Source organism: Azospirillum sp. NS33, from assembly GCF_059703765.1.
Genome location: NZ_BAAKJB010000001.1, coordinates 472,820 through 490,465, shown reverse-complemented (window position 1 = coordinate 490,465; position 17,646 = coordinate 472,820). Strand labels below are relative to the sequence as shown.

Annotated in this window: 17 protein-coding genes; 8 read left to right on the top strand and 9 right to left on the bottom strand. The window is 72.3% G+C overall.

What is annotated here, in order from left to right:
• Window positions 1-37 precede the first annotated feature (37 nt).
• From AC6H2I_RS02270 to mutM, 3 genes are all read right to left on the bottom strand, one after another.
• Window positions 38-814, bottom strand: a complete 777-nt coding sequence (locus AC6H2I_RS02270) for an enoyl-CoA hydratase (protein ID WP_497498932.1) — start codon at window positions 812-814, stop codon at window positions 38-40.
• 65 nt (window positions 815-879) lie between these two features.
• A complete protein-coding gene (locus tag AC6H2I_RS02265) occupies window positions 880-1,296 on the bottom strand; it encodes a hypothetical protein (protein WP_497498931.1) in 417 nt (138 codons plus the stop codon).
• A 13-nt stretch (window positions 1,297-1,309) separates the two neighbouring features.
• Window positions 1,310-2,155 (bottom strand): bifunctional DNA-formamidopyrimidine glycosylase/DNA-(apurinic or apyrimidinic site) lyase, encoded by an 846-nt coding sequence (gene mutM, locus AC6H2I_RS02260; RefSeq protein WP_497498930.1) that lies wholly within the window; start codon window positions 2,153-2,155, stop codon window positions 1,310-1,312.
• Between the two features lie 115 nt (window positions 2,156-2,270).
• Here mutM and AC6H2I_RS02255 point away from each other — a divergent pair, with 115 nt between their 5' ends.
• From AC6H2I_RS02255 to ubiB, 3 genes are all read left to right on the top strand, one after another.
• Window positions 2,271-2,909 (top strand): DUF2061 domain-containing protein, encoded by a 639-nt coding sequence (locus AC6H2I_RS02255; RefSeq protein ID WP_497498929.1) that lies wholly within the window; start codon window positions 2,271-2,273, stop codon window positions 2,907-2,909.
• A 91-nt stretch (window positions 2,910-3,000) separates the two neighbouring features.
• Window positions 3,001-3,777 carry a class I SAM-dependent methyltransferase gene (locus AC6H2I_RS02250; RefSeq protein WP_497498928.1) on the top strand — a complete coding sequence of 259 codons (777 nt, stop codon included), beginning with the start codon at window positions 3,001-3,003 and terminating at the stop codon, window positions 3,775-3,777.
• Between the two features lie 15 nt (window positions 3,778-3,792).
• Window positions 3,793-5,331, top strand: coding sequence for a 2-polyprenylphenol 6-hydroxylase (gene ubiB / locus AC6H2I_RS02245; RefSeq protein WP_497498927.1), 1,539 nt, complete (start codon window positions 3,793-3,795; stop codon window positions 5,329-5,331).
• A gap of 1 nt (window position 5,332) precedes the next feature.
• Here ubiB and AC6H2I_RS02240 read toward each other — a convergent pair whose 3' ends face one another.
• Window positions 5,333-7,153: an extracellular solute-binding protein gene (locus AC6H2I_RS02240; RefSeq protein WP_497498926.1), complete on the bottom strand. Its 1,821-nt coding sequence runs from the start codon at window positions 7,151-7,153 to the stop codon at window positions 5,333-5,335.
• A gap of 127 nt (window positions 7,154-7,280) precedes the next feature.
• Here AC6H2I_RS02240 and ppa point away from each other — a divergent pair, with 127 nt between their 5' ends.
• From ppa to AC6H2I_RS02225, 3 genes are all read left to right on the top strand, one after another.
• On the top strand, window positions 7,281-7,838 hold the full coding sequence (gene ppa / locus AC6H2I_RS02235) for an inorganic diphosphatase (RefSeq protein WP_497498925.1): 558 nt from the start codon (window positions 7,281-7,283) through the stop codon (window positions 7,836-7,838).
• Between the two features lie 49 nt (window positions 7,839-7,887).
• The gene (locus tag AC6H2I_RS02230; RefSeq protein ID WP_497498924.1) at window positions 7,888-8,403 is read left to right on the top strand and encodes a macro domain-containing protein; all 516 of its coding nucleotides are present in this window, start codon (window positions 7,888-7,890) and stop codon (window positions 8,401-8,403) included.
• 239 nt (window positions 8,404-8,642) lie between these two features.
• Entirely contained in the window at window positions 8,643-11,330 is a 2,688-nt protein-coding gene (locus AC6H2I_RS02225) for a bifunctional acetate--CoA ligase family protein/GNAT family N-acetyltransferase (protein WP_497498923.1), read from the top strand.
• A 27-nt stretch (window positions 11,331-11,357) separates the two neighbouring features.
• Here the strand turns inward: AC6H2I_RS02225 and AC6H2I_RS02220 are convergent, their stop codons facing one another.
• Window positions 11,358-12,347, bottom strand: a complete 990-nt coding sequence (locus AC6H2I_RS02220) for a 2-hydroxyacid dehydrogenase (protein WP_497498922.1) — start codon at window positions 12,345-12,347, stop codon at window positions 11,358-11,360.
• Window positions 12,348-12,520: 173 nt separating this feature from the next.
• Between AC6H2I_RS02220 and AC6H2I_RS02215 the strand changes: the two genes are divergently transcribed.
• The gene (locus AC6H2I_RS02215; protein ID WP_497498921.1) at window positions 12,521-13,021 is read left to right on the top strand and encodes an SH3 domain-containing protein; all 501 of its coding nucleotides are present in this window, start codon (window positions 12,521-12,523) and stop codon (window positions 13,019-13,021) included.
• Window positions 13,022-13,030: 9 nt separating this feature from the next.
• Here the strand turns inward: AC6H2I_RS02215 and irrA are convergent, their stop codons facing one another.
• From irrA to AC6H2I_RS02200, 3 genes are all read right to left on the bottom strand, one after another.
• Window positions 13,031-13,468, bottom strand: a complete 438-nt coding sequence (irrA, locus tag AC6H2I_RS02210) for an iron response transcriptional regulator IrrA (RefSeq protein WP_497498920.1) — start codon at window positions 13,466-13,468, stop codon at window positions 13,031-13,033.
• 160 nt (window positions 13,469-13,628) lie between these two features.
• The gene (locus tag AC6H2I_RS02205; protein WP_497498919.1) at window positions 13,629-15,002 is read right to left on the bottom strand and encodes an NAD(P)H-dependent flavin oxidoreductase; all 1,374 of its coding nucleotides are present in this window, start codon (window positions 15,000-15,002) and stop codon (window positions 13,629-13,631) included.
• A 211-nt stretch (window positions 15,003-15,213) separates the two neighbouring features.
• Window positions 15,214-15,957 (bottom strand): glycerophosphoryl diester phosphodiesterase, encoded by a 744-nt coding sequence (locus AC6H2I_RS02200; RefSeq protein ID WP_497498918.1) that lies wholly within the window; start codon window positions 15,955-15,957, stop codon window positions 15,214-15,216.
• Between the two features lie 101 nt (window positions 15,958-16,058).
• Between AC6H2I_RS02200 and AC6H2I_RS02195 the strand changes: the two genes are divergently transcribed.
• Window positions 16,059-17,099 (top strand): lysine-2,3-aminomutase-like protein, encoded by a 1,041-nt coding sequence (locus AC6H2I_RS02195; protein ID WP_497498917.1) that lies wholly within the window; start codon window positions 16,059-16,061, stop codon window positions 17,097-17,099.
• A 5-nt stretch (window positions 17,100-17,104) separates the two neighbouring features.
• Here the strand turns inward: AC6H2I_RS02195 and AC6H2I_RS02190 are convergent, their stop codons facing one another.
• A complete protein-coding gene (locus tag AC6H2I_RS02190; protein ID WP_497498916.1) occupies window positions 17,105-17,626 on the bottom strand; it encodes a tryptophan-rich sensory protein in 522 nt (173 codons plus the stop codon).
• Window positions 17,627-17,646: the final 20 nt, after the last annotated feature.

Here is a 17,646-nt window from a genome sequence, read left to right as displayed (position 1 = left end):
CGGACCGCGGCCGGTGGGCGGCGGTCCGGGGCCACGGTCAGGTGTTCTTCCAGTCGGGCTGGCGCTTCTCGGCGAAGGCCGCCATGCCCTCCTTCTGGTCCTCGGTGGCGAAGGTGGCGTGGAACACGCGGCGCTCCACCTTGATGCCCTCGGCCAGCGTCGTCTCATAGGCGGCGTTGACCACGTCCTTGGCCATCATCACGATGGGCTGGGACAGCTTGGCGATCCGTTCGGCGACCTTGATGGCGTCGTCCAGCAGATCGGCCACCGGCACGACGCGGCTCGCCAGGCCCGACCGCTCGGCCTCGGCGGCGTCCATCTGGCGGCCGGTCAGCACCATCTCCATGGCCTTGGACTTGCCGACGAACCGGGTCAGGCGCTGGGTGCCGCCGGCGCCCGGAATGGTGCCGATGGTGATCTCGGGCTGGCCGAACTTGGCGTTGTCGGCGGCGATGATGAAGTCGCACATCATCGCCATCTCGCACCCGCCGCCCAGCGCATAGCCGGCCACCGCGGCGATGGTCGGCTTGCGGCACTTGGCCACCCGCTCCCATTTGGCGGTGATGAAGTTCTGGCGGTACACGTCCATGTAGGAGAGCCCGGCCATCTCCTTGATGTCGGCGCCGGCGGCGAACGCCTTCTCCGAGCCGGTGATGACGATGGCCCCCACCGCCTCGTCCGCCTCGAACGCGTCGAGCGCCTGGCCCATCTCGGTGACGAGCTGGTCGCACAAGGCGTTCAGCGCCTTGGGGCGGTTGAGGGTGATCAGCCCGACGGGGCCGCGCGTCTCGGCGATGATCATTTCGTACGGCATGGTTCAGCTATCTCCCGAAATGCGGTGGGCCCCACGGCAAAGGGGGGCGCGCGATGGAACGACCGTCAGTGTGGTTGGAGAACGAGGCGGACCGTGGTCCGCCCGGCCTGGGCGCCCATGAACTCCAGGCGAAGTTCCTCACCTTCGCGCACGAAGCGGTCGCCGGGCACGCTCCGCCAGCCGAGCTGGGGGAGCGTGCGGGCGTAGAAGCCCTGCACCGCCGACCGTGTGACCGGGCCGTGCAGCACCGCCTCGACGATGCGGCCCGACGGCTTGTCGAAGACCAGCGGCGCCACGCCGGCGGGGTCCAGCCCGGGCATCGCCGGGACGTCGCCCATGCCGGCCACGAAGCGTGTGCCCTCCGCGGCCGCGGCCGGTGCGGCCATCGACCAGGGGAACGGCGCCGTCCCGCCGGCCGTGGCGACGGCGGCGACGAGGAGGGCGGCGAACGCCGCCCGCAGGGAGGCCGATGGTGCCATCATGGGATGAGGTATATCAGCGTTGGCGCTGCGGACAATAGAAAGTCGAGCGCCCGCCCTGGACCATGCGGCGCACCCCGCCGGTGCGCGCCACGTCGCAGGTGCAGCCCGGGCACGGCGCCCCCTCGCGGTCGTACACGGCGAACTGGTGCTGGAAGTAGCCGAGCTCGCCCGACGCCTGGCGGTAGTCGCGCAGGCTCGACCCGCCCGCGGCGATGGCCCGCCCCAGAACCGCCCGGACCGCGCCGGCCAGCCGCTCCGCCCGGGCGCCCGAGACGGTCGCCGCGATGCGCCGCGGGCTGAGCCGCGCCTCGAACAGGGCCTCCGCCACGTAGATGTTGCCGAGCCCGGCGACCACCGCCTGGTCGAGCAGGGCCGCCTTGATGGACGTCATCCGCCCGGCCAGCCGCTCCGCCAGGACCGGGCCGGAGAAACCGTTCCCCAGGGGCTCCGGGCCGAGCCGGGCGAGCAGCGGATGCTGCGCCAGCGCCTGCTCGTCGGTCAGGTCCATCAACCCGAACCGCCGGGCGTCGTTGAAGGTCACGGTGGTCCCGGCATCGGTCTCGAACACCACGTGGTCGTGGCGCCCGGGCTCCCCCGCCGTCCCGCCCGCCGTGACGATCATCCGCCCGGACATGCCGAGGTGGACGATCAGCACGCCGCCGTCGTCGAGGTGGACCAGCATGTACTTGGCGCGGCGGCGGACCGCGGCGACCCGCCGCCCGGTGAGACGCTCGGCGAATCGGGGCGGGAAGGGCGTGCGCAGGTCGGGGCGCCGCTGGGCCACCCGCGCCAGGACGCGCCCCTCCAGGTGCGGGGCCAGGCCGCGGCACACGGTCTCGACTTCGGGAAGTTCCGGCATGGCGTGACATCTCGCACCTTCGCGCCGCCGCCGCAAGAGCGGCGCTGGACAGACCCCGCGTGCCATGCCGATAGTGGGAGGCCCCGATCCCGCCGCGCTTCTCCGGACCGCCTGCATGCCGACGGTTTTCCTGTGCCGGACCCTTCTCCGCCAGTTCGGCCTCGCCGCCATCCTGGCCGCCGTCCTGGCCGCGACCCTGGCGCTGGCGGCACCGGCCCTCGCCCAGACCGCAGCGCCGGATGCCGCGCCGCCGGTTGCCGCCCCGCCCGGCTCCGCCCCGCCCCGGGCCGCGCACGAGGCGCCGGCCACGGCCCCCTCCTGGGTCACCGCCTTCTACAAGGCGCTGAGCTACGAGGCGATCACCGGCTACCTCCACCTCAGCGACATGGCGGCCCACCCGCCCTACTGGGTCACCCGCGGCTATCTCGGCCTGGACACCGCCAGCAGCCTGGCCACCTTCTACGCGCACGAACTCGCCTGGAACGCGCTGGGTCCGGCGCCCGGCACCGAATCGGTCGCCGCGGTGGGCATGGGGAAGGCGATCACCTACCGGGTCCTGGACATCGCCCGTGGCTTCGCGGTGGCGCTGGCCTTCACCGGCGATCCCCTGGCCGCCTCGGGCATGGCGACCGCCCAGGTGCTGACCGACACCAGCGTCTACCTGCTCAACGAGTACGGCTGGACGCTGTTCGGGCCGCAGCCGCCCGCCGCCACCGGCCCCGCCGCCGGGCCCGCCACCGTGGCGGTGCGCTGACGCCGCGCAGACCGGCCGCCGGCGTGCCAGGGCGGCCGGCGACCGTCGGCCGCGCTGGCGCGGGCTCCCGCGGCGCGCTATGGTCCGCGCCATGAGCGAGACGCCCCCCACCGACAGCACCGCGCCCGAGGGCCAGGAGGCCCGCTGGTTCGGTTTCCGCCCCGTCGATCCCGACGCCAAGTCCGGGCTCGTGCGCGCCGTCTTCGACAGCGTCGCCAGCCGCTACGACCTGATGAACGACCTGATGTCGGGGGGCATCCACCGCCTGTGGAAGGACACCCTGATCGACCTGGTCCGCCCGACCGCCGGGACGACGCTGCTGGACGTGGCCGGCGGCACCGGCGACGTCGCGTTCCGCTTCCTGGAGAAGGGCGGCGGCCGTGTGGTGGTGTGCGACCTCACCGAATCCATGGTGCGGGTGGGGCGGGACCGGGCGGTCGACCGGGCGCGCCTCGCCGGCGTCGAGTGGGTGGTCGGCGACGCCATGCGCCTGCCGGTCGCGGCGCGCTCGGTGGACGCCTACACCATCGCCTTCGGGCTGCGCAACGTGACCCACATCGACGACGCCCTGCGCGAGGCCCACCGCGTGCTGCGCCCGGGTGGCCGGTTCTTCTGCCTGGAGTTCAGCCACGTCGTGCTGCCGCTGCTGCGTGAGCTGTACGACGTCTATTCGTTCCAGGTCCTGCCCCGCCTGGGCCGCGTCGTCGCCGGCGACGCGGAGTCCTACCGCTACCTGGTGGAAAGCATCCGCCGCTTTCCCGAGCAGGGCGCGCTGGCCCGGCGGATCGAGGCGGCGGGCTTCGCCAGCGTGCGCGTGCGCAACCTGACGGGCGGCGTCGCGGCGATCCACTCCGCCTGGCGCGTCTGACCCGGACCGGCCACCGTGTTCCGCACCGTCCGCACCCTGTACCGGATGAGCGTCATCGCGCGCACGCTCGCCCGCCACAACGCCCTTCCCGAATCCCTGGCCGAGGCGAGCCCGGTGGCGGCGCTGATCTGGCGCTTCACCGCCCGGCGCGACACCCGCGGGCGCACCGGGCAACGCCTCGCCGCCGCCCTGCGCACCCTCGGCCCCAGCTTCATCAAGCTGGGCCAGATGCTGTCCACCCGGTCCGACCTGGTGGGCGAGCAGGTGGCGGCCGACCTCGCCGAACTGCAGGACAAGCTGCCGCCCTTTCCCGGCGCCGAGGCCCGCGCCATCATCGAGGCGGAGCTGGGCCGCCCCATCGAGTCGCTGTTCCTGAGATTCGAGGACAAGCCGGTGGCCGCCGCCTCGATCGCCCAGGTGCATTTCGCGGTGACCGCCGACGGTGAGGAGGTCGCGGTCAAGGTGCTGCGCCCGGGGATCGAGCGCGCCTTCGAACGCGACATCGATCTGTTCCACTGGCTGGCCGAATGGGCCGAGCGGGTGTTGCCGAGGCTGAAGCGCCTGCGCCCGCGCGAGGTGGTGGATATCTTCGCCCGCACCTCCCGCCTCGAGATGGACCTGCGCATGGAGGCGGCGGCGGCCTCGGAGCTGGCGCAGAACTTCGCGGGCGATCCCACCTTCCTGATCCCGCGCATCGACTGGGACCGCACCGCCAAGCGCGTGCTCACCCTGGAGCGCATCCGCGGCGTCAAGGTCGACGAGGAGGAGCGGCTGGCCACCGCCGGCTACGACCGCGACGAGATCCTCGCCAAGGCCTCGGCCGGCTTCTTCAACCAGGTGTTCCGCGACGGCTTCTTCCACGCCGACCTCCACCCCGGCAACCTGTTCGTGGTCGAGGACGGCAACATCGCCGCCGTCGACTTCGGCATCATGGGACGCCTCGACCGGGCCACCCGCTACTACCTCGCCGACATGCTCATCGGCTTCCTCACCGGCGACTACCGGCGAGTCGCGCTGGTCCACTTCGAGGCCGGCTACGTCCCGGCGCACCAGTCGATCGAGCTGTTCACCCAGGCCTGCCGGTCGATCGGCGAACCGCTCCAGAACAAGCCGCTGAACGAGATCTCGGTGGGCCGCCTGCTGGCCCAGCTGTTCGCCGTGACCGAACAGTTCGAGATGGAGACCCAGCCCCAGCTCCTGCTGCTGCAGAAGAGCATGCTGACGGCCGAGGGCGTGGGGCGCATCCTCAACCCCAACGTCAACATGTGGGAGCTGGCCCGCCCCCTCATCGAGGAGTGGATGCGCGAGAACCGCGGGCCGGAGGCGCAGGTCCTCGACGACCTCGGCGCCGGCCTGCGCACCCTGCGCCGCCTGCCGGCCCTGGTCGAGCAGGCCGAGCAGGTCACCGCCCGGATCGCCGCCGGCGGCATCCGGCTGCACCCGGACTCGATCGCCGCCATCGTCGACGCCCGCACCCGGCGCCGCAGGGCGGAGCTGATCCCGATCTGGGGTGCCATCGTCTTTCTCGGCCTGCTGGTCCTGGTGGCGCTGTAGCTCAGGGTTCCACCCACCAGGCGTCGACCACCGGGCCGTAGAGCGGGGTGACGGCGGGCCGGCCGATGCCCGCCCAGCGGGCGATGCGGTCGGCCGTGGCGTGGAACAGCGGCACCCGGTAATGCCCCCACATCAGCACGCGGTCGAGCGCGCGCACCCGCGCCACCAGCTCCGCACGGCTGGCGACCCCGGCGAGGGACCCGGCGAGGGCGTCGACCGCCGGGTCGCGCACGCCCGCGTAGTTGCGGCTGCCGGGCTGGCCGGCGGCGGTCGAGCCGAAGTAGAAGAGCTGCTCGTTGCCCGGCGACAGGGTGGAGGCCCACCAGCGCACCGTCATGTCGAAGTCGAACCCGTCGAGACGGCCCTGGAACTGGGCGCTGTCGACGGTGCGCACCGCGGCGGCGACACCGAGGCGCTCCAGGGCGCGGGCGTATTCCAGGGCCACCCGCTCGTCGGCCGGGTCGCCCAGCAGGATCTCGAACGCCAGCGGGGTGCCGGCCGCGTCGACCAGGCGTCCCCCCTCGACCCGCCAGCCCGCCGCCGCCAGCAGCCCCAGGGCGGCGCGCCGGGCGGCACGGGTGCCATGGGGGCCGGTGCCGTCCCCGCCCGGCAGGCGGACGGGCGCGTCGAACAGCCGGGCCGGAAGGTGGCCGCGCCACGGCTCCAGGACCGTGCGCTCGTCCGGTCCCGGCAGGCCGGTGGCGGCGAGCTCGGAGTTGGGGTAGTAGCTGGGCGAGCGCTCGAGGGCGCCATGGAACAGGATCCGGTTGATCCAGGCGAAGTCGCCGGCCAGGGACAGGGCCTCGCGCACCCGCGGGTCGTCGAAGGGCGGCCGCCGTGTGTTGAAGATCAGCCCCCGCGCCGGCTCCGGCCGCCCGTGGGGGAACGTCTCCTGGACGATCCGGCCCTGGTCCAGCGCCGGCCCGGCATAGCCCTCCGCCCACAGCCCGGGGTCGCCCTCCCGCCGCAGGTCGACCCGGCCGGCCTTGAACGCTTCCAGCGCGATGCGGTCGTCGCGGTAGTGCTCGAACACCAGGCGGTCGGGATTGGCGAAACCGCGGCGGACCGCCAGGTCGCGCCCCCAGTAGTCGGCCACCCGCTCGTAGACGATGCGCCGTCCCGCATCGACCGCGGCGATCCGGTAGGGGCCGCTGCCGGGCGGCGGTTCCAGCGTGGTGGCGGCGAAGTCGCGGTCCCGCCACCACGCCGCCTGCTGGACCTGCATCCACCCCATCAGCAGCGGCATCTCGCGGTCGACGGTGCCGTCGGCCTCCGGCGCGAAGGTGAAGCGCACGGTGCGCGCGTCGAGCGCCTCGGCGGTGGCGACCTTGCCATAGTAGAGCCGCCGGTTGGGCGATCCGTGCCGCCGTTGCGCGTCCCAGGAGAACAGCACGTCGTCCGCGGTCACCGGGGTGCCGTCGTGCCAGCGCGCCTCGGGGCGGAGCACGAAGGTGACGGAGGAGCGGTCGTCCGGCACCTCCACGCTCTCCGCCAGCAGCCCGTACAGGCTGAACGGCTCGTCCAGCGCGCGCACCATCAGCGACTCGTAGGCGTTGGCCAGACCCAGCGCCGGCACCCCCTTGACGACCTGGCCGTTCAGGGTGTCGAACCCGCCCAGAACCGCCTGGCGCAGGGTCCCGCCTTTGGGCGCCGCCGGGTTCACATAGTCGAAGTGGTCGAACCCCGGCTCGTATTTGGGCTGGCCCAGCATGGCGATGGCGTGGGCCGGCTCCGCGCCGGCCGGTGCGCCCGCCGCGCCGAGCAGGAGCCCGACCGCCAGGGCGAGCCGCGACGCGGCCCGCCCAAAAATGTCGCAGCGCAACAATCGCGCTGCGAGCGGATTGGACTCCCCCTGCCTTTGCGCATACACTCCGGCCGCGCGCGCCCCGGCTCGGCAGGGCCGCCGCGGGGGCCGCGCGGAAGAAACGCCAGGCAGAGGACCCCAGTCTATGGATCTGAGCAAGGTTCCGGTGGGCAAGAACCCGCCGTGGGACGTGAACGTGGTCATCGAGATCCCGTTGCGCGGCGAACCGGTCAAGTACGAGGTCGACAAGGAATCCGGCGCCATGTATGTGGACCGCTTCCTGCACACGGCCATGTTCTACCCCTGCAACTACGGTTTCATCCCGCACACCCTGTCGGGAGACGGCGACCCGGTCGACGTCTGCGTGGTCGGCCGCACCCCGATCATTCCCGGCGCGGTGCTGCGCTCGCGCCCGGTCGGCGTTCTCCTCATGGAGGACGAGGGCGGCGAGGACGAGAAGCTGCTGGCCGTGCCGGTCAGCAAGCTGCACCCGTTCTACAGCGACGTCACCTCTTACAAGGACCTGCCGGAGATCCTGACCGAGCAGATCGCCCATTTCTTCCAGCACTACAAGGATCTGGAAAAGGGCAAATGGGTCAAGATCCTGCGCTGGGGCGACGCCGACGAGGCGGCGCAGAAGATCGAGGAAGGCATCCAGCGCGCCCTGGCCGCGACCAAGGGCACCCCGGGTGTCATCGTCTGATCCAGGCGGATCCGGCCCCGCCGGCCCCTCCGCGCCGGAGGGGCCGCGCATGGTCGTCGCCGAAGGCGACATCACCCAGGCCCACGTCGATGCCATCGTCAACGCCGCCAACAGCGCCCTGAAGCGCGGCGGCGGCGTCGACGGGGCGATCCATCGCGCCGCCGGCCCGGGACTGCAGGAGGAGCTGGACCGGATCGGCGGCTGCCCGACCGGGGAATGCCGCGCCACCCGCGGCCACGCCCTGCCGGTGCCGTGGATCCTGCATTGCGTCGGGCCGGTCTGGACCGGCGGCGACCAGGGCGAGGACGCGTTGCTGGAGCGCTGCTACCGCAGCGCCATCGCCGAGGCCCGCCGCCTGGGCGTGCGGCGCCTGGCGTTCCCCGCCATCAGCACGGGCATCTACGGGTTCCCGAAGGAGCGGGCGGCGCGCGTGGCGGTGAGCGCGGTGCGCGACGCGCTCGCCGGGGACGACGCGGTCACGGAGGTTCGATTCGTCTGCTTCGATGGCGAGAGCGCCGGCATCTACCGGCGCCTTCTCGCCGGCGCCGGTGGCCCGGCTGGTTGACGGCCCGGCTGGTTGACGGCTTGGGAGGTGGCGGTGAGGACACGGGCGGCGGTGGCCGGCGCGCGCGTTGACGGGGCGACACGCCGGGACGATCCGGCTATGCTGCGATGCGGAATCGCGACATTCCGCCACCTTGCCTGTGGGACCGCCCCGGGCCTTCTGTGTCGCGTTTCCGGAACGCGCGGCACCGGCCCGGCCGGGCACCGCGCGCCCCCTTCGAACCACCCGCGGATCCGGCCATGAGCGTTCGCAATCTCGACCAGCTGTTCAAGCCCGCGTCGATCGCCCTGATCGGAGGCAGCCGCAGGCCGTCGTCGATCGGCGCCGTGGTCGCGCGCAACCTGTTCAACGCCGGCTTCGACGGACCGATCCTGCCGGTCAGCGCCACCGACCGGGCGATCGAGGGGGTCCTGACCTACCGCACCGTGGCCGAGCTTCCCTTCGCCCCTGACCTGGCGGTGATCTGCACCCCGCCCGACCAGGTCGCGGCGACCGTCGGCGACCTCGGCGGCCGCGGCACCCGGGCCGCCATCGTCATCTCCGACCGTTTCAGCCGGGAGGCCCAGGAGGCGATGCTCGCGGCGGCGGGAGCGCACCAAGTGCGCATTCTCGGCCCCAACAGCCTGGGCGCCATGGTGCCCGGGCGCGGCATCAACGCCAGCATGGGCCATGTCACGCCGCCCAAGGGGGACGTGGCGCTGGTGGCGCAGTCCTCGATGGTGGTCACGTCGCTGATCGACTGGGCGACCGCCCGGAGCATCGGGTTCTCCCACCTGATCTCGCTGGGCGAGAAGGCCGACGTCGATTTCGGCGATCTGCTGGACTACCTCGCGTCCGACATCACGGCGCGGGCGATCCTGCTCTACATCGAGTCGATCAGCAACGCCCGCAAGTTCATGTCGGCGGCCCGATCGGCGGCCCGGCAGAAGCCGGTGATCGTCATCAAGGCCAGCCGCAGCCCCGAGGCCCAGGAGGCGGCGGCGTCCCACACCGGGGCGCTCGCGGTGTCGGACGCGGTCTACGACGCCGCCTTCCGGCGCGCCGGCATCCTGCGGGTCAACGACCTGGACGAGCTGTTCGACGCCGTCGGCACCCTGGCCACCGGGGTGCCCATCGTCGGCGACCGGCTGGCGATCCTCACCAACGGCGGCGGCATGGGGGTGATGGCCACCGACAGCCTGGTCCAGGCCGGAGGCCGGCTCGCCACCTTCGACGCGGCGGCGCAGGCCCGACTCGACACCGCCTTCGGCGCGGCCGCCGGCGGCCGCGGCAACCCGCTGCGCATCGGCGGCGACGCCACGCCCAAACGCTACGCCGACGCCCTGGCGCCGCTGCTCGACGACACCGGCAACGACGCCATCCTGGTGCTGCACTGCCCCTCGGCCCTGTCCGATGCGGCGGCGGCGGCGGAGGCGGTGGTGGAGACCATCAAGAAGCACCCCGGCCGCCGCCACCCCGTGCTGACGAGTTGGCTGGGCGACGTGTCGGCCGGCGACGCCCGCCGCCTGTTCGCCGCCAACCGCATTCCCACCTACGACACGCCGAGCCAGGCGGTGCGCGCGTTCATGCATCTGGTCCAGTACCGGCGCAACCAGAACCTGCTGATGGAGACGCCGCCCTCGGTGGCGGAGGAGTTCCAGCCCGACGGCATCATCGTCCAGAAGATCGTCGCCCGCGCCATCGCCGAGAGCCGCGAGTGGCTGACCGAGTACGAGGCCAAGCGGGTACTCGCCGCCTACGGCATCCCGGTGGTCGACACCCGCCGGGTCGCGACCCCCGAGGAGGCGGCGCGCGCCGCCGACGCCATCGGCGGGCCGGTGGCGCTCAAGGTGCTGTCGCCGGACGTCACCCACAAATCCGACGTCGGCGGCGTCGCCCTGCATCTGGCCGACGCGGCCGAGGTGCGGGCCGAGGCCGAGGCGATGCTGGAGCGGGTCCGCGCCGTCGCGCCCGAGGTGCGGATCGAGGGCTTCACGGTGCAGGAGATGGCGGTGCGCCCCGACGCCTACGAACTGATCGTCGGCATGACCGAGAACGCGCTGTTCGGCCCGGTGCTGCTGTTCGGCGAGGGCGGGATCGGCGTCGAGGTGGTGGAGGACTACGCGCTGGCCCTGCCGCCGCTCAACATGCGCCTGGCCGGGGAGCTGATGAGCCGGACCCGCATCTGGCGCCAGCTGCAGGGCTACCGCTCGCGCCCCGCCGTCGATCTCGACGCGGTGGCCACCACCTTGAACAAGATCTCCCAGCTCGTCGTCGACTTTCCCGAGGTGGCGGAGCTGGACATCAACCCGCTGCTGGCCGACCAGGACGGCGTGCTGGCGCTGGACGCCCGCATCAAGGTGGCGGTGCCCGAGCTGCCGGGCGCCAAGCGCCTCGCCATCCGCCCCTACCCCAAGACCCTGGAGCGCGACATCCGCATCAAGGATGGCCGCCAGTTCCTGGTGCGCCCGATCCTGCCGGAGGACGAGCCGCTGGTGCACGGCATGTTCGCCCGCATGACCCCGGAGGACATCCGCCTGCGCTTCTTCGCGCCGATGAAGCGGCTGTCCCACCAGGCCGCCGCCCGCCTGACCCAGATCGACTACGACCGCGAGATGGGGCTGGTCGCCGTGGGGCCCGACGCGGAGACCGGCGCGCCGCTGATGCACGGCGTGGTCCGCATCGCCGCCGATCCCGACAACCAGCGCGCGGAGTACGCGGTGATGGTGCTGTCGGAGATGAAGGGCCAGGGGCTGGGCTTCCAGCTCATGCAGATGATCCTGGACTACGCCCGGTCCCGGGGCATCAAGGAGGTCTACGGCGAGGTGCTGCGCGAGAACATCAACATGCTGGGCATGTGCCGCCGCCTCGGCTTCGTGCGCAAGGAGAACCTGGACGAGCCCGGCGTGGTCGAGGTGTGCATCGACCTCGCCAAGGATCTGGAGTGACGCCGCCGCGGCGCGGCGCCGGCCGTCCTACAGCAGCGTCTCGATGACCCGGTCGGGCGGCGTGTGCCCGTCGACGAAGGTCTTGATGTTGACGATCACCTTCTCGCCCATGTCGATGCGGCCCTCGATGGTGGCCGAGCCCATGTGGGGGAGCAGGAGCACGTTGTCGAGACGCAGCAGCTTCGGGTTGACGGCCGGCTCGTGCTCGAACACGTCCAGCCCGGCCCCGGCGATCTCGCCCTTCGACAGCATCCGGGTCAACGCCGTCTCGTCGATCACCTCCCCGCGCGAGGTGTTGACGACGTAGCAATGCGGGCGCAGCAGCTTCAGCCGCCGCTCCGACAGCAGGTGGTAGGTGGCCGGCGTGTGCGGGCAGTTGATGGAGACCACGTCCATGCGCGCCAGCATCTGGTCCAGGCTGCTCCAGTAGGTGGCCTCGAGCTCGGTCTCGACGTCGGGATGGACGCGGCGGCGGTTGTGGTAGTGGATCGACATGCCGAAGGCGCGGGCGCGGCGGGCGACGGCCTGGCCGATCCGGCCCATGCCGAGGATGCCCAGGCGCTTGCCCCAGATGCGGTGGCCCAGCATGGTCGTCGGCCCCCAGCCGCGCCACTGGCCGGAGCGCACCAGCCGCTCGCCCTCGGTGATGCGCCGGGCCACGCCGAGGATCAGCGCCATGGTCATGTCGGCGGTGTCCTCGGTCAGCACGCCCGGGGTGTTGGTGACGGTGATCCCGCGCGCCCGCGCCGCCTTGTGGTCGATGTGGTCGACACCGGTTCCGAACGAGGCGATCAGGCGCAGGTTGGGGCCCGCCGCCTCGATAACCGCGGCGTCGATGCGGTCGGTCACGGTGGGAACCAGGACGTGGGCGTCGCGCACCGCCTCCAGCAGCTGATCCTGCGTCAGCGATTCGTCGTCCGGATTGAGGCGGGTGTCGAACAGCTCCATCATCCGCGTCTCGATGACGTCCGGCAGCTTGCGGGTGACGACGACCAGCGGCTTCTTCTTGTCGGGCATGCAACGACGCTCCCTGTGTTCCCCGAAGCCCCGTCAATACAAGGGCGCCGCCGTCCTGTCCAGGCGACAGACCGTTCCCTTGCCGCGGCTGTCGGCGCTTCACTATAGTGCGCCGGCCGCGTCCCGTCACCGCCGCCCCACCCGACCGCCGCCCCACAGGACCAAGGCCGCCGATGCCGCCCCCCCTCCGTCTTGCGCTCCTCCTGCTCCTTCTCCTCGCGCCGGCCACCGCGGTGCACGCCGACGGCGCCCGCGGCAGCGGGCTGCCGGTGCCGCGCTTCGTCACCCTGCGCTCCGACGAGGTGAACGTGCGGACCGGCCCCGGCGTGCGCTATCCCGTGGAATGGGTCTTCGTGCGCCGCGGCATGCCGGTGGAGATCACCGCGGAGTTCGACACCTGGCGGCGCATCCGCGACTGGGAAGGCAGCGAGGGCTGGGTCCACCAGAGCCTGCTGTCGGGCCGGCGCGGCGTGGTCATCCTCGGCGCCACCCGCACCCTCCATGCCGACCCCTCGGCCGAGGCGCCGCCGGTCGCCATGGCGGAGCCCGGCGTCATGGGCAACCTGGAGCGCTGCCGCGGCCCGTGGTGCCGGGTGGAGCTGAACGGCTACCGCGGCTGGTTGCCGCGCGCCGAGATGTGGGGCGTCTACGCCGACGAGGTGGTCGAAGACTGACCCGGCCGGTCAGCCCTCGGTCCGGGCCCCTTCGTCCCGCTCCAGGCGGACGATCACGTCGACCCGGGCGACGCGGGTGCCGGCGGGCGGTTGCGGCAGGTGGGACACGACGACGTCGTCGCCGGGGATGTCCGCCAGCATGCCCGAGCCTTCCACGAAGAAATGGTGGTGGTCGGTGATGTTGGTGTCGAAGTACGACCGCCCGGGGTCGACCACGACCTCGCGCAGCAGCCCGGCCGCCGAGAACTGGTTCAGCGTGTTGTAGACGGTGGCCAGGGACACCTTCAGGTCGCCCGCCATCGCCTCGCTGTGAAGCTGTTCCGCCGTGACGTGACGATCCCCGCCGTCGAACAGCAGCCGCGCCAGGCCAAGGCGTTGGCGCGTGGGCCGCAGACCGACGCTCTGCAGGCGGTCGAGGGCGCGTTTGAAGGGGCGGTGTCCGGTCATGTCAGTGCACGCGGCTGTTGAGGCGGCGGGAGGCGGTCGACACGGCAACCCGCCACCCCGGCGGCCATCCTTGATAAATTAGAACGGTTTCAGGGACTCGGCAAGGTGCGCGGCACGAATCGTCCGCGGCATCGGCGGTCCGGCGCCGGTCCCCGCCGCGTCAGTACCCGGTGGCGATCCGCTCCACGAGCTGCTTGACCGAGGGGATGAAGCCGTCGGCGTAGTAGGGATCGGAGGCGAAGCGGTAGGCGTTGTGCCCGGCGAACATGAGCTGGTGCTCGCAGTCGTCGGTGTGGCTGACCGCCTGCAGGGTCTTCTGGATGCAGTAGGACCGCGGGTCCGCCTTCTTGCCGGTGGTCCCCTCCTCGCCCTGCGACCAGTTGGAGAAGCGGCAGGCGGACAGGCAGCCCATGCAGTCGATCTGGTCCTGCAGGATCTGCTCCGATTTTTCCGGGGTGACGAAGACCAGGGTGCTGTCCGGGGTCTTCAGCGCCGTGGTGAACCCCTGGCCGACCCAGGACTGGGCGCGCTGCCGGTCGGTCTCGGTCAGGTAGACGGGACGGCCGCGCGGCCCCACCGGGAACTCCGCGGCGTGCTCGCCCACCGGCTTGGGCAGAAAGGCCACCTGGCGCTCGGAGCGGGCCATCAGCTCCCGCATGAAGGGGTTCTTGACCCCCGAGGAGTAGAACCCCGTCGGCGAGAACTGGTTGAGGAAGACGTCGCCCTCCTTCAGCGACAGCAGCTTGCGCTTCCACGCCATGGAGATCGGGCTCTCCTGGGTGAGCAGCGGGCGGGTGCCGAACTGGAAGGCGATCGGCCCGAGGTCGGCGTTGTCCAGCCAATCCTCCCACTCCGACAGCCACCACACGCCGCCGGCCATGATGATCGGCACGGACTGCAGGCCGAAGCTGTTGAGCATCTGGCGCAGCGCCAGGACGCGGGGGAACGGGTCCTCGGGGCGCTGCGGGTCCTCGGAGTTGGACAGCCCGTTGTGGCCGCCGGCCAGCCACGGGTCCTCGTAGACGATGCCGCCGAGGTTGTCGCGGAACTTCTGGTAGGCGCGCAGCCACAGCGCGCGGAAGGCGCGGGCCGACGAGACGATGGGATAGTAGTGGCAGCCGTAGCGGGCGGCGATCTCGGCGATGCGGTAGGGCATGCCGGCGCCGCAGGTGACGCCGTGGATCAGGCCCTTGGCCCCTTCGAGGGCACCGTGCAGGATCTCCTCCGCGCCGCCCATCTCCCACAGCACGTTCATGTGGATGCGGCCCTGCCCGTTGGACCGCTCGTGGGCCATCTGGGCCTGGGCGACGGCACCGCGGATGCCGTAGGCGATGAGCTCGTGGTGCCGTTCGCGCCGCGTCTTGCCGTGGTAGACCTGCGGGACGATGGTCCCGGTCTCGTCGTAGCTGTCGGCGTTGACGCCGGAGAAGGTGCCGACCCCGCCGGCAGCGGCCCACGCCCCGGAACTCTCGCCGTTGGACACGGCAACCCCCTTGCCGCCCTCGACGAGGGGCAGCACTTCCCGGCCGGACATGAGCAACGGCTTCAGCGCCTTCAACGGAACCTCCAAACCCAAAGAGCAGCCACCAACGCGTATAGGGAAGCGTCCCGGAAGCCGAAAGCTTCCCGGGCACGTCCCTCTGGTTTGCCGCCAATATATGGGCAAAGCCGCGATGGTACGAGCGGATTTCCGTACCGTGGCCGGGAAAGCGGCACGGACCCTCCGGAATAACACGGGCCCGGCGTCACCGTCGCGCCGCCAGTTCCGCGTCCAGCCGTCCGGGAGCGTCGGTGAACACCGCACGCACACCCCACTCGAACAGGCGGCGGGCGCGCGCCGCGTCGTTGACGGTGTAGGCCAGAACCGGCCGGCCGGCGGCGCCCAGCGCCGCCACCGTCGGCGCGCTCAGGGCGGCGTGGTCGACGTTGACGGTCGCCACCGCCAACCGCTCGGCGGTGGCGCTCCAGCCCTCCTCGACCGCCTCCAGCAGATAGCCGCGGGGCACCTCCGGGGCGGCGTCCCGGGCCACCTCGAGGCACGCCGTCTGGAAGCTCGACACCAGGAGCGGGCGGTCGGCCGCCCACCCCCGGCGCAGCACCCGCAGGGTCTCCCGCGCCGTCTCGACGGCGCGGCCGGGCGACGGCTTGATCTCGACGTTGACGCCGAGGCCGAGCTCGCCCGCCAGCGCCAGCGCCTCGGCCAGGGTGGGCACGGTCTCGCCGGCGTAGCGCGGCGCGAACCAGCGCCCGGCGTCGAGGCGCTTGAGCGCGGCGAGGTCGAGCTCGGCCACCGCGCCCCGGCCGGAGGTGGTGCGCTCCAGCGTGTCGTCGTGGATGACCACGGGCACGCCGTCGCGGGTCAGCATGGCGTCGATCTCGACCCAGGCGGCGCCCTGGGCGGCGGCGGCGCGCAGCGAGGCGAGGGTGTTCTCCGGCGCGTCTTCCTTGGCGCCGCGGTGGCCGATCAGGCGGGGAAGGGTCGACAGCATGGCGCTCCGGCGGTACAACGCGCCCCAGCCCCCATGGGCGGGGACGGGGCGGCGGACGGCCCCCCGTATGGCGCAGATCCGCCGCCCGGAAAAGTGAATTCATGAGCAACACGACCCTGCGCAGCGTGCCCGACCTGGTGGCCGCCGGCCTGCTGGCCCCGGACGCCGCCGCCGGGGTGGCGGCGGTGGCCGACCGCTACGCCGTGGCCATCACCCCCTATCTGGCCGACCGCCTCGCCGGGGCCGGCCCGGGCGACCCGCTGTACGCCCAGTACGTCCCCTCGCCCGAGGAGGCGTACACCCACCCCGGCGAGACCGGCGACCCCATCGGCGACGACGCGCGCTCGCCGGTCAAGGGCATCGTGCACCGCTATCCCGACCGGGTCCTGCTGAAGCCGCTGCACGCCTGCGCGGTGTACTGCCGGTTCTGCTTCCGCCGCGAGATGGTGGGGCCGGGCGGCGACGCCCTCGACGCCGACGAGCTGGCCGCGGCGCTGGCCTACGTGCGCGCCCACCCGGAGGTGTGGGAGGTGGTGGTCACCGGCGGCGACCCCTTCCTGCTGAGTCCGCGGCGCATCGCCGCCATCGTCGGTGCGCTGGCGGCGATGGATCATGTGGGGGTGGTGCGGTTCCACACCCGGGTGCCGGTGGCCGACCCGGATCGGGTGACGCCCGCGCTGGTGGCGGCGCTGCGGGCCGAGGGCGTCGCGACCTGGGTGGCGGTGCACGTGAACCACGCGGACGAGCTGGCGCCGCCGGCCACGGCCGCGCTGGCCCGCCTCGCCGACGCCGGGGTGCCGCTGCTGGGCCAGAGCGTGCTGCTGAAGGGTGTCAACGCCGACGCCGCCAGCCTGGAGGCGCTGTTCCGCGCCCTGGTGCGCCACCGGGTCAAGCCCTATTACCTGCACCACCCCGACCTCGCCCCCGGCACCGCCCATGTGCGGCCCACGCTGGAGGAGGGCCGGGCCCTGGTGAAGGGGCTGCGCGGCCGGGTGTCCGGCCTGTGCCAGCCCACCTACGTGCTCGACATTCCCGGCGGCCACGGCAAGGCGCCGGCCGCGCCGTCGTGGATCGAGACGGCCGCCGACGGCAGCGCCGAGGTGGAGGACTTCACCGGCGCCCGCCACCGCTACCACCCCTGAGCGGGTCAGTGAGGGAACACCGCCGGGGTGCCGAACAGCGGGTCGGGGTTGATCAGCACGGTGTGCACCGCCACCACCGAGGCGTAGCCGGTCCACAGCGCCTCGGGCACCCAGGCCCAGCCGATGGCGCGGTCGTTGTCCCAGACGATGGCGATGGAGAACACGGTGAACAGGAAGAACAGCCCGGTCCACGCCAGGGCCAGGATCGGGCTGCCCAGCGTGAAGTAGACATAGGCGAAGCTGGCGTAGAGCACCCAGGTGCCGAGCTGGAGCGGCACCAGCCAGTCGTAGTCCCAGATGCGGTCGCGCTTGTTGACCATGCGCACGTCGCCCCACAGCTGGATCACCGAGATGGTGAACCAGATGATGGGAAACGCCAGGGGCGGCGGCTGCAACGGCGACACCGCATGGCCGGGAAACGGCTCCCGGTCGGCGGAAAGGAACCCGTAGGCGTTGGCGAGCCCCCAGAACAGGACCGCGTGCCACCACGCCACCCGGAACCCGGTCTCACCCTCGTCGCGCCGCATCACCGTCCCCCGTTCCGCAC

What these genes read in the sequence shown, in the direction of transcription:
- AC6H2I_RS02265 (WP_497498931.1), bottom strand. Translation starts at nt 1,296, where the DNA reads ATGATGGCACCATCGGCCTCCCTGCGGGCGGCGTTCGCCGCCCTCCTC.
- AC6H2I_RS02250 (WP_497498928.1), top strand. Translation starts at nt 3,001, where the DNA reads ATGAGCGAGACGCCCCCCACCGACAGCACCGCGCCCGAGGGCCAGGAG.
- AC6H2I_RS02200 (WP_497498918.1), bottom strand. Translation starts at nt 15,957, where the DNA reads ATGCTGTCGACCCTTCCCCGCCTGATCGGCCACCGCGGCGCCAAGGAA.
- AC6H2I_RS02270 (WP_497498932.1), bottom strand. Translation starts at nt 814, where the DNA reads ATGCCGTACGAAATGATCATCGCCGAGACGCGCGGCCCCGTCGGGCTG.
- ppa (WP_497498925.1), top strand. Translation starts at nt 7,281, where the DNA reads ATGGATCTGAGCAAGGTTCCGGTGGGCAAGAACCCGCCGTGGGACGTG.
- AC6H2I_RS02230 (WP_497498924.1), top strand. Translation starts at nt 7,888, where the DNA reads ATGGTCGTCGCCGAAGGCGACATCACCCAGGCCCACGTCGATGCCATC.
- mutM (WP_497498930.1), bottom strand. Translation starts at nt 2,155, where the DNA reads ATGCCGGAACTTCCCGAAGTCGAGACCGTGTGCCGCGGCCTGGCCCCG.
- AC6H2I_RS02190 (WP_497498916.1), bottom strand. Translation starts at nt 17,626, where the DNA reads ATGCGGCGCGACGAGGGTGAGACCGGGTTCCGGGTGGCGTGGTGGCAC.
- AC6H2I_RS02225 (WP_497498923.1), top strand. Translation starts at nt 8,643, where the DNA reads ATGAGCGTTCGCAATCTCGACCAGCTGTTCAAGCCCGCGTCGATCGCC.
- irrA (WP_497498920.1), bottom strand. Translation starts at nt 13,468, where the DNA reads ATGACCGGACACCGCCCCTTCAAACGCGCCCTCGACCGCCTGCAGAGC.
- AC6H2I_RS02220 (WP_497498922.1), bottom strand. Translation starts at nt 12,347, where the DNA reads ATGCCCGACAAGAAGAAGCCGCTGGTCGTCGTCACCCGCAAGCTGCCG.
- AC6H2I_RS02255 (WP_497498929.1), top strand. Translation starts at nt 2,271, where the DNA reads ATGCCGACGGTTTTCCTGTGCCGGACCCTTCTCCGCCAGTTCGGCCTC.
- AC6H2I_RS02205 (WP_497498919.1), bottom strand. Translation starts at nt 15,002, where the DNA reads ATGTCCGGCCGGGAAGTGCTGCCCCTCGTCGAGGGCGGCAAGGGGGTT.
- AC6H2I_RS02215 (WP_497498921.1), top strand. Translation starts at nt 12,521, where the DNA reads ATGCCGCCCCCCCTCCGTCTTGCGCTCCTCCTGCTCCTTCTCCTCGCG.
- AC6H2I_RS02195 (WP_497498917.1), top strand. Translation starts at nt 16,059, where the DNA reads ATGAGCAACACGACCCTGCGCAGCGTGCCCGACCTGGTGGCCGCCGGC.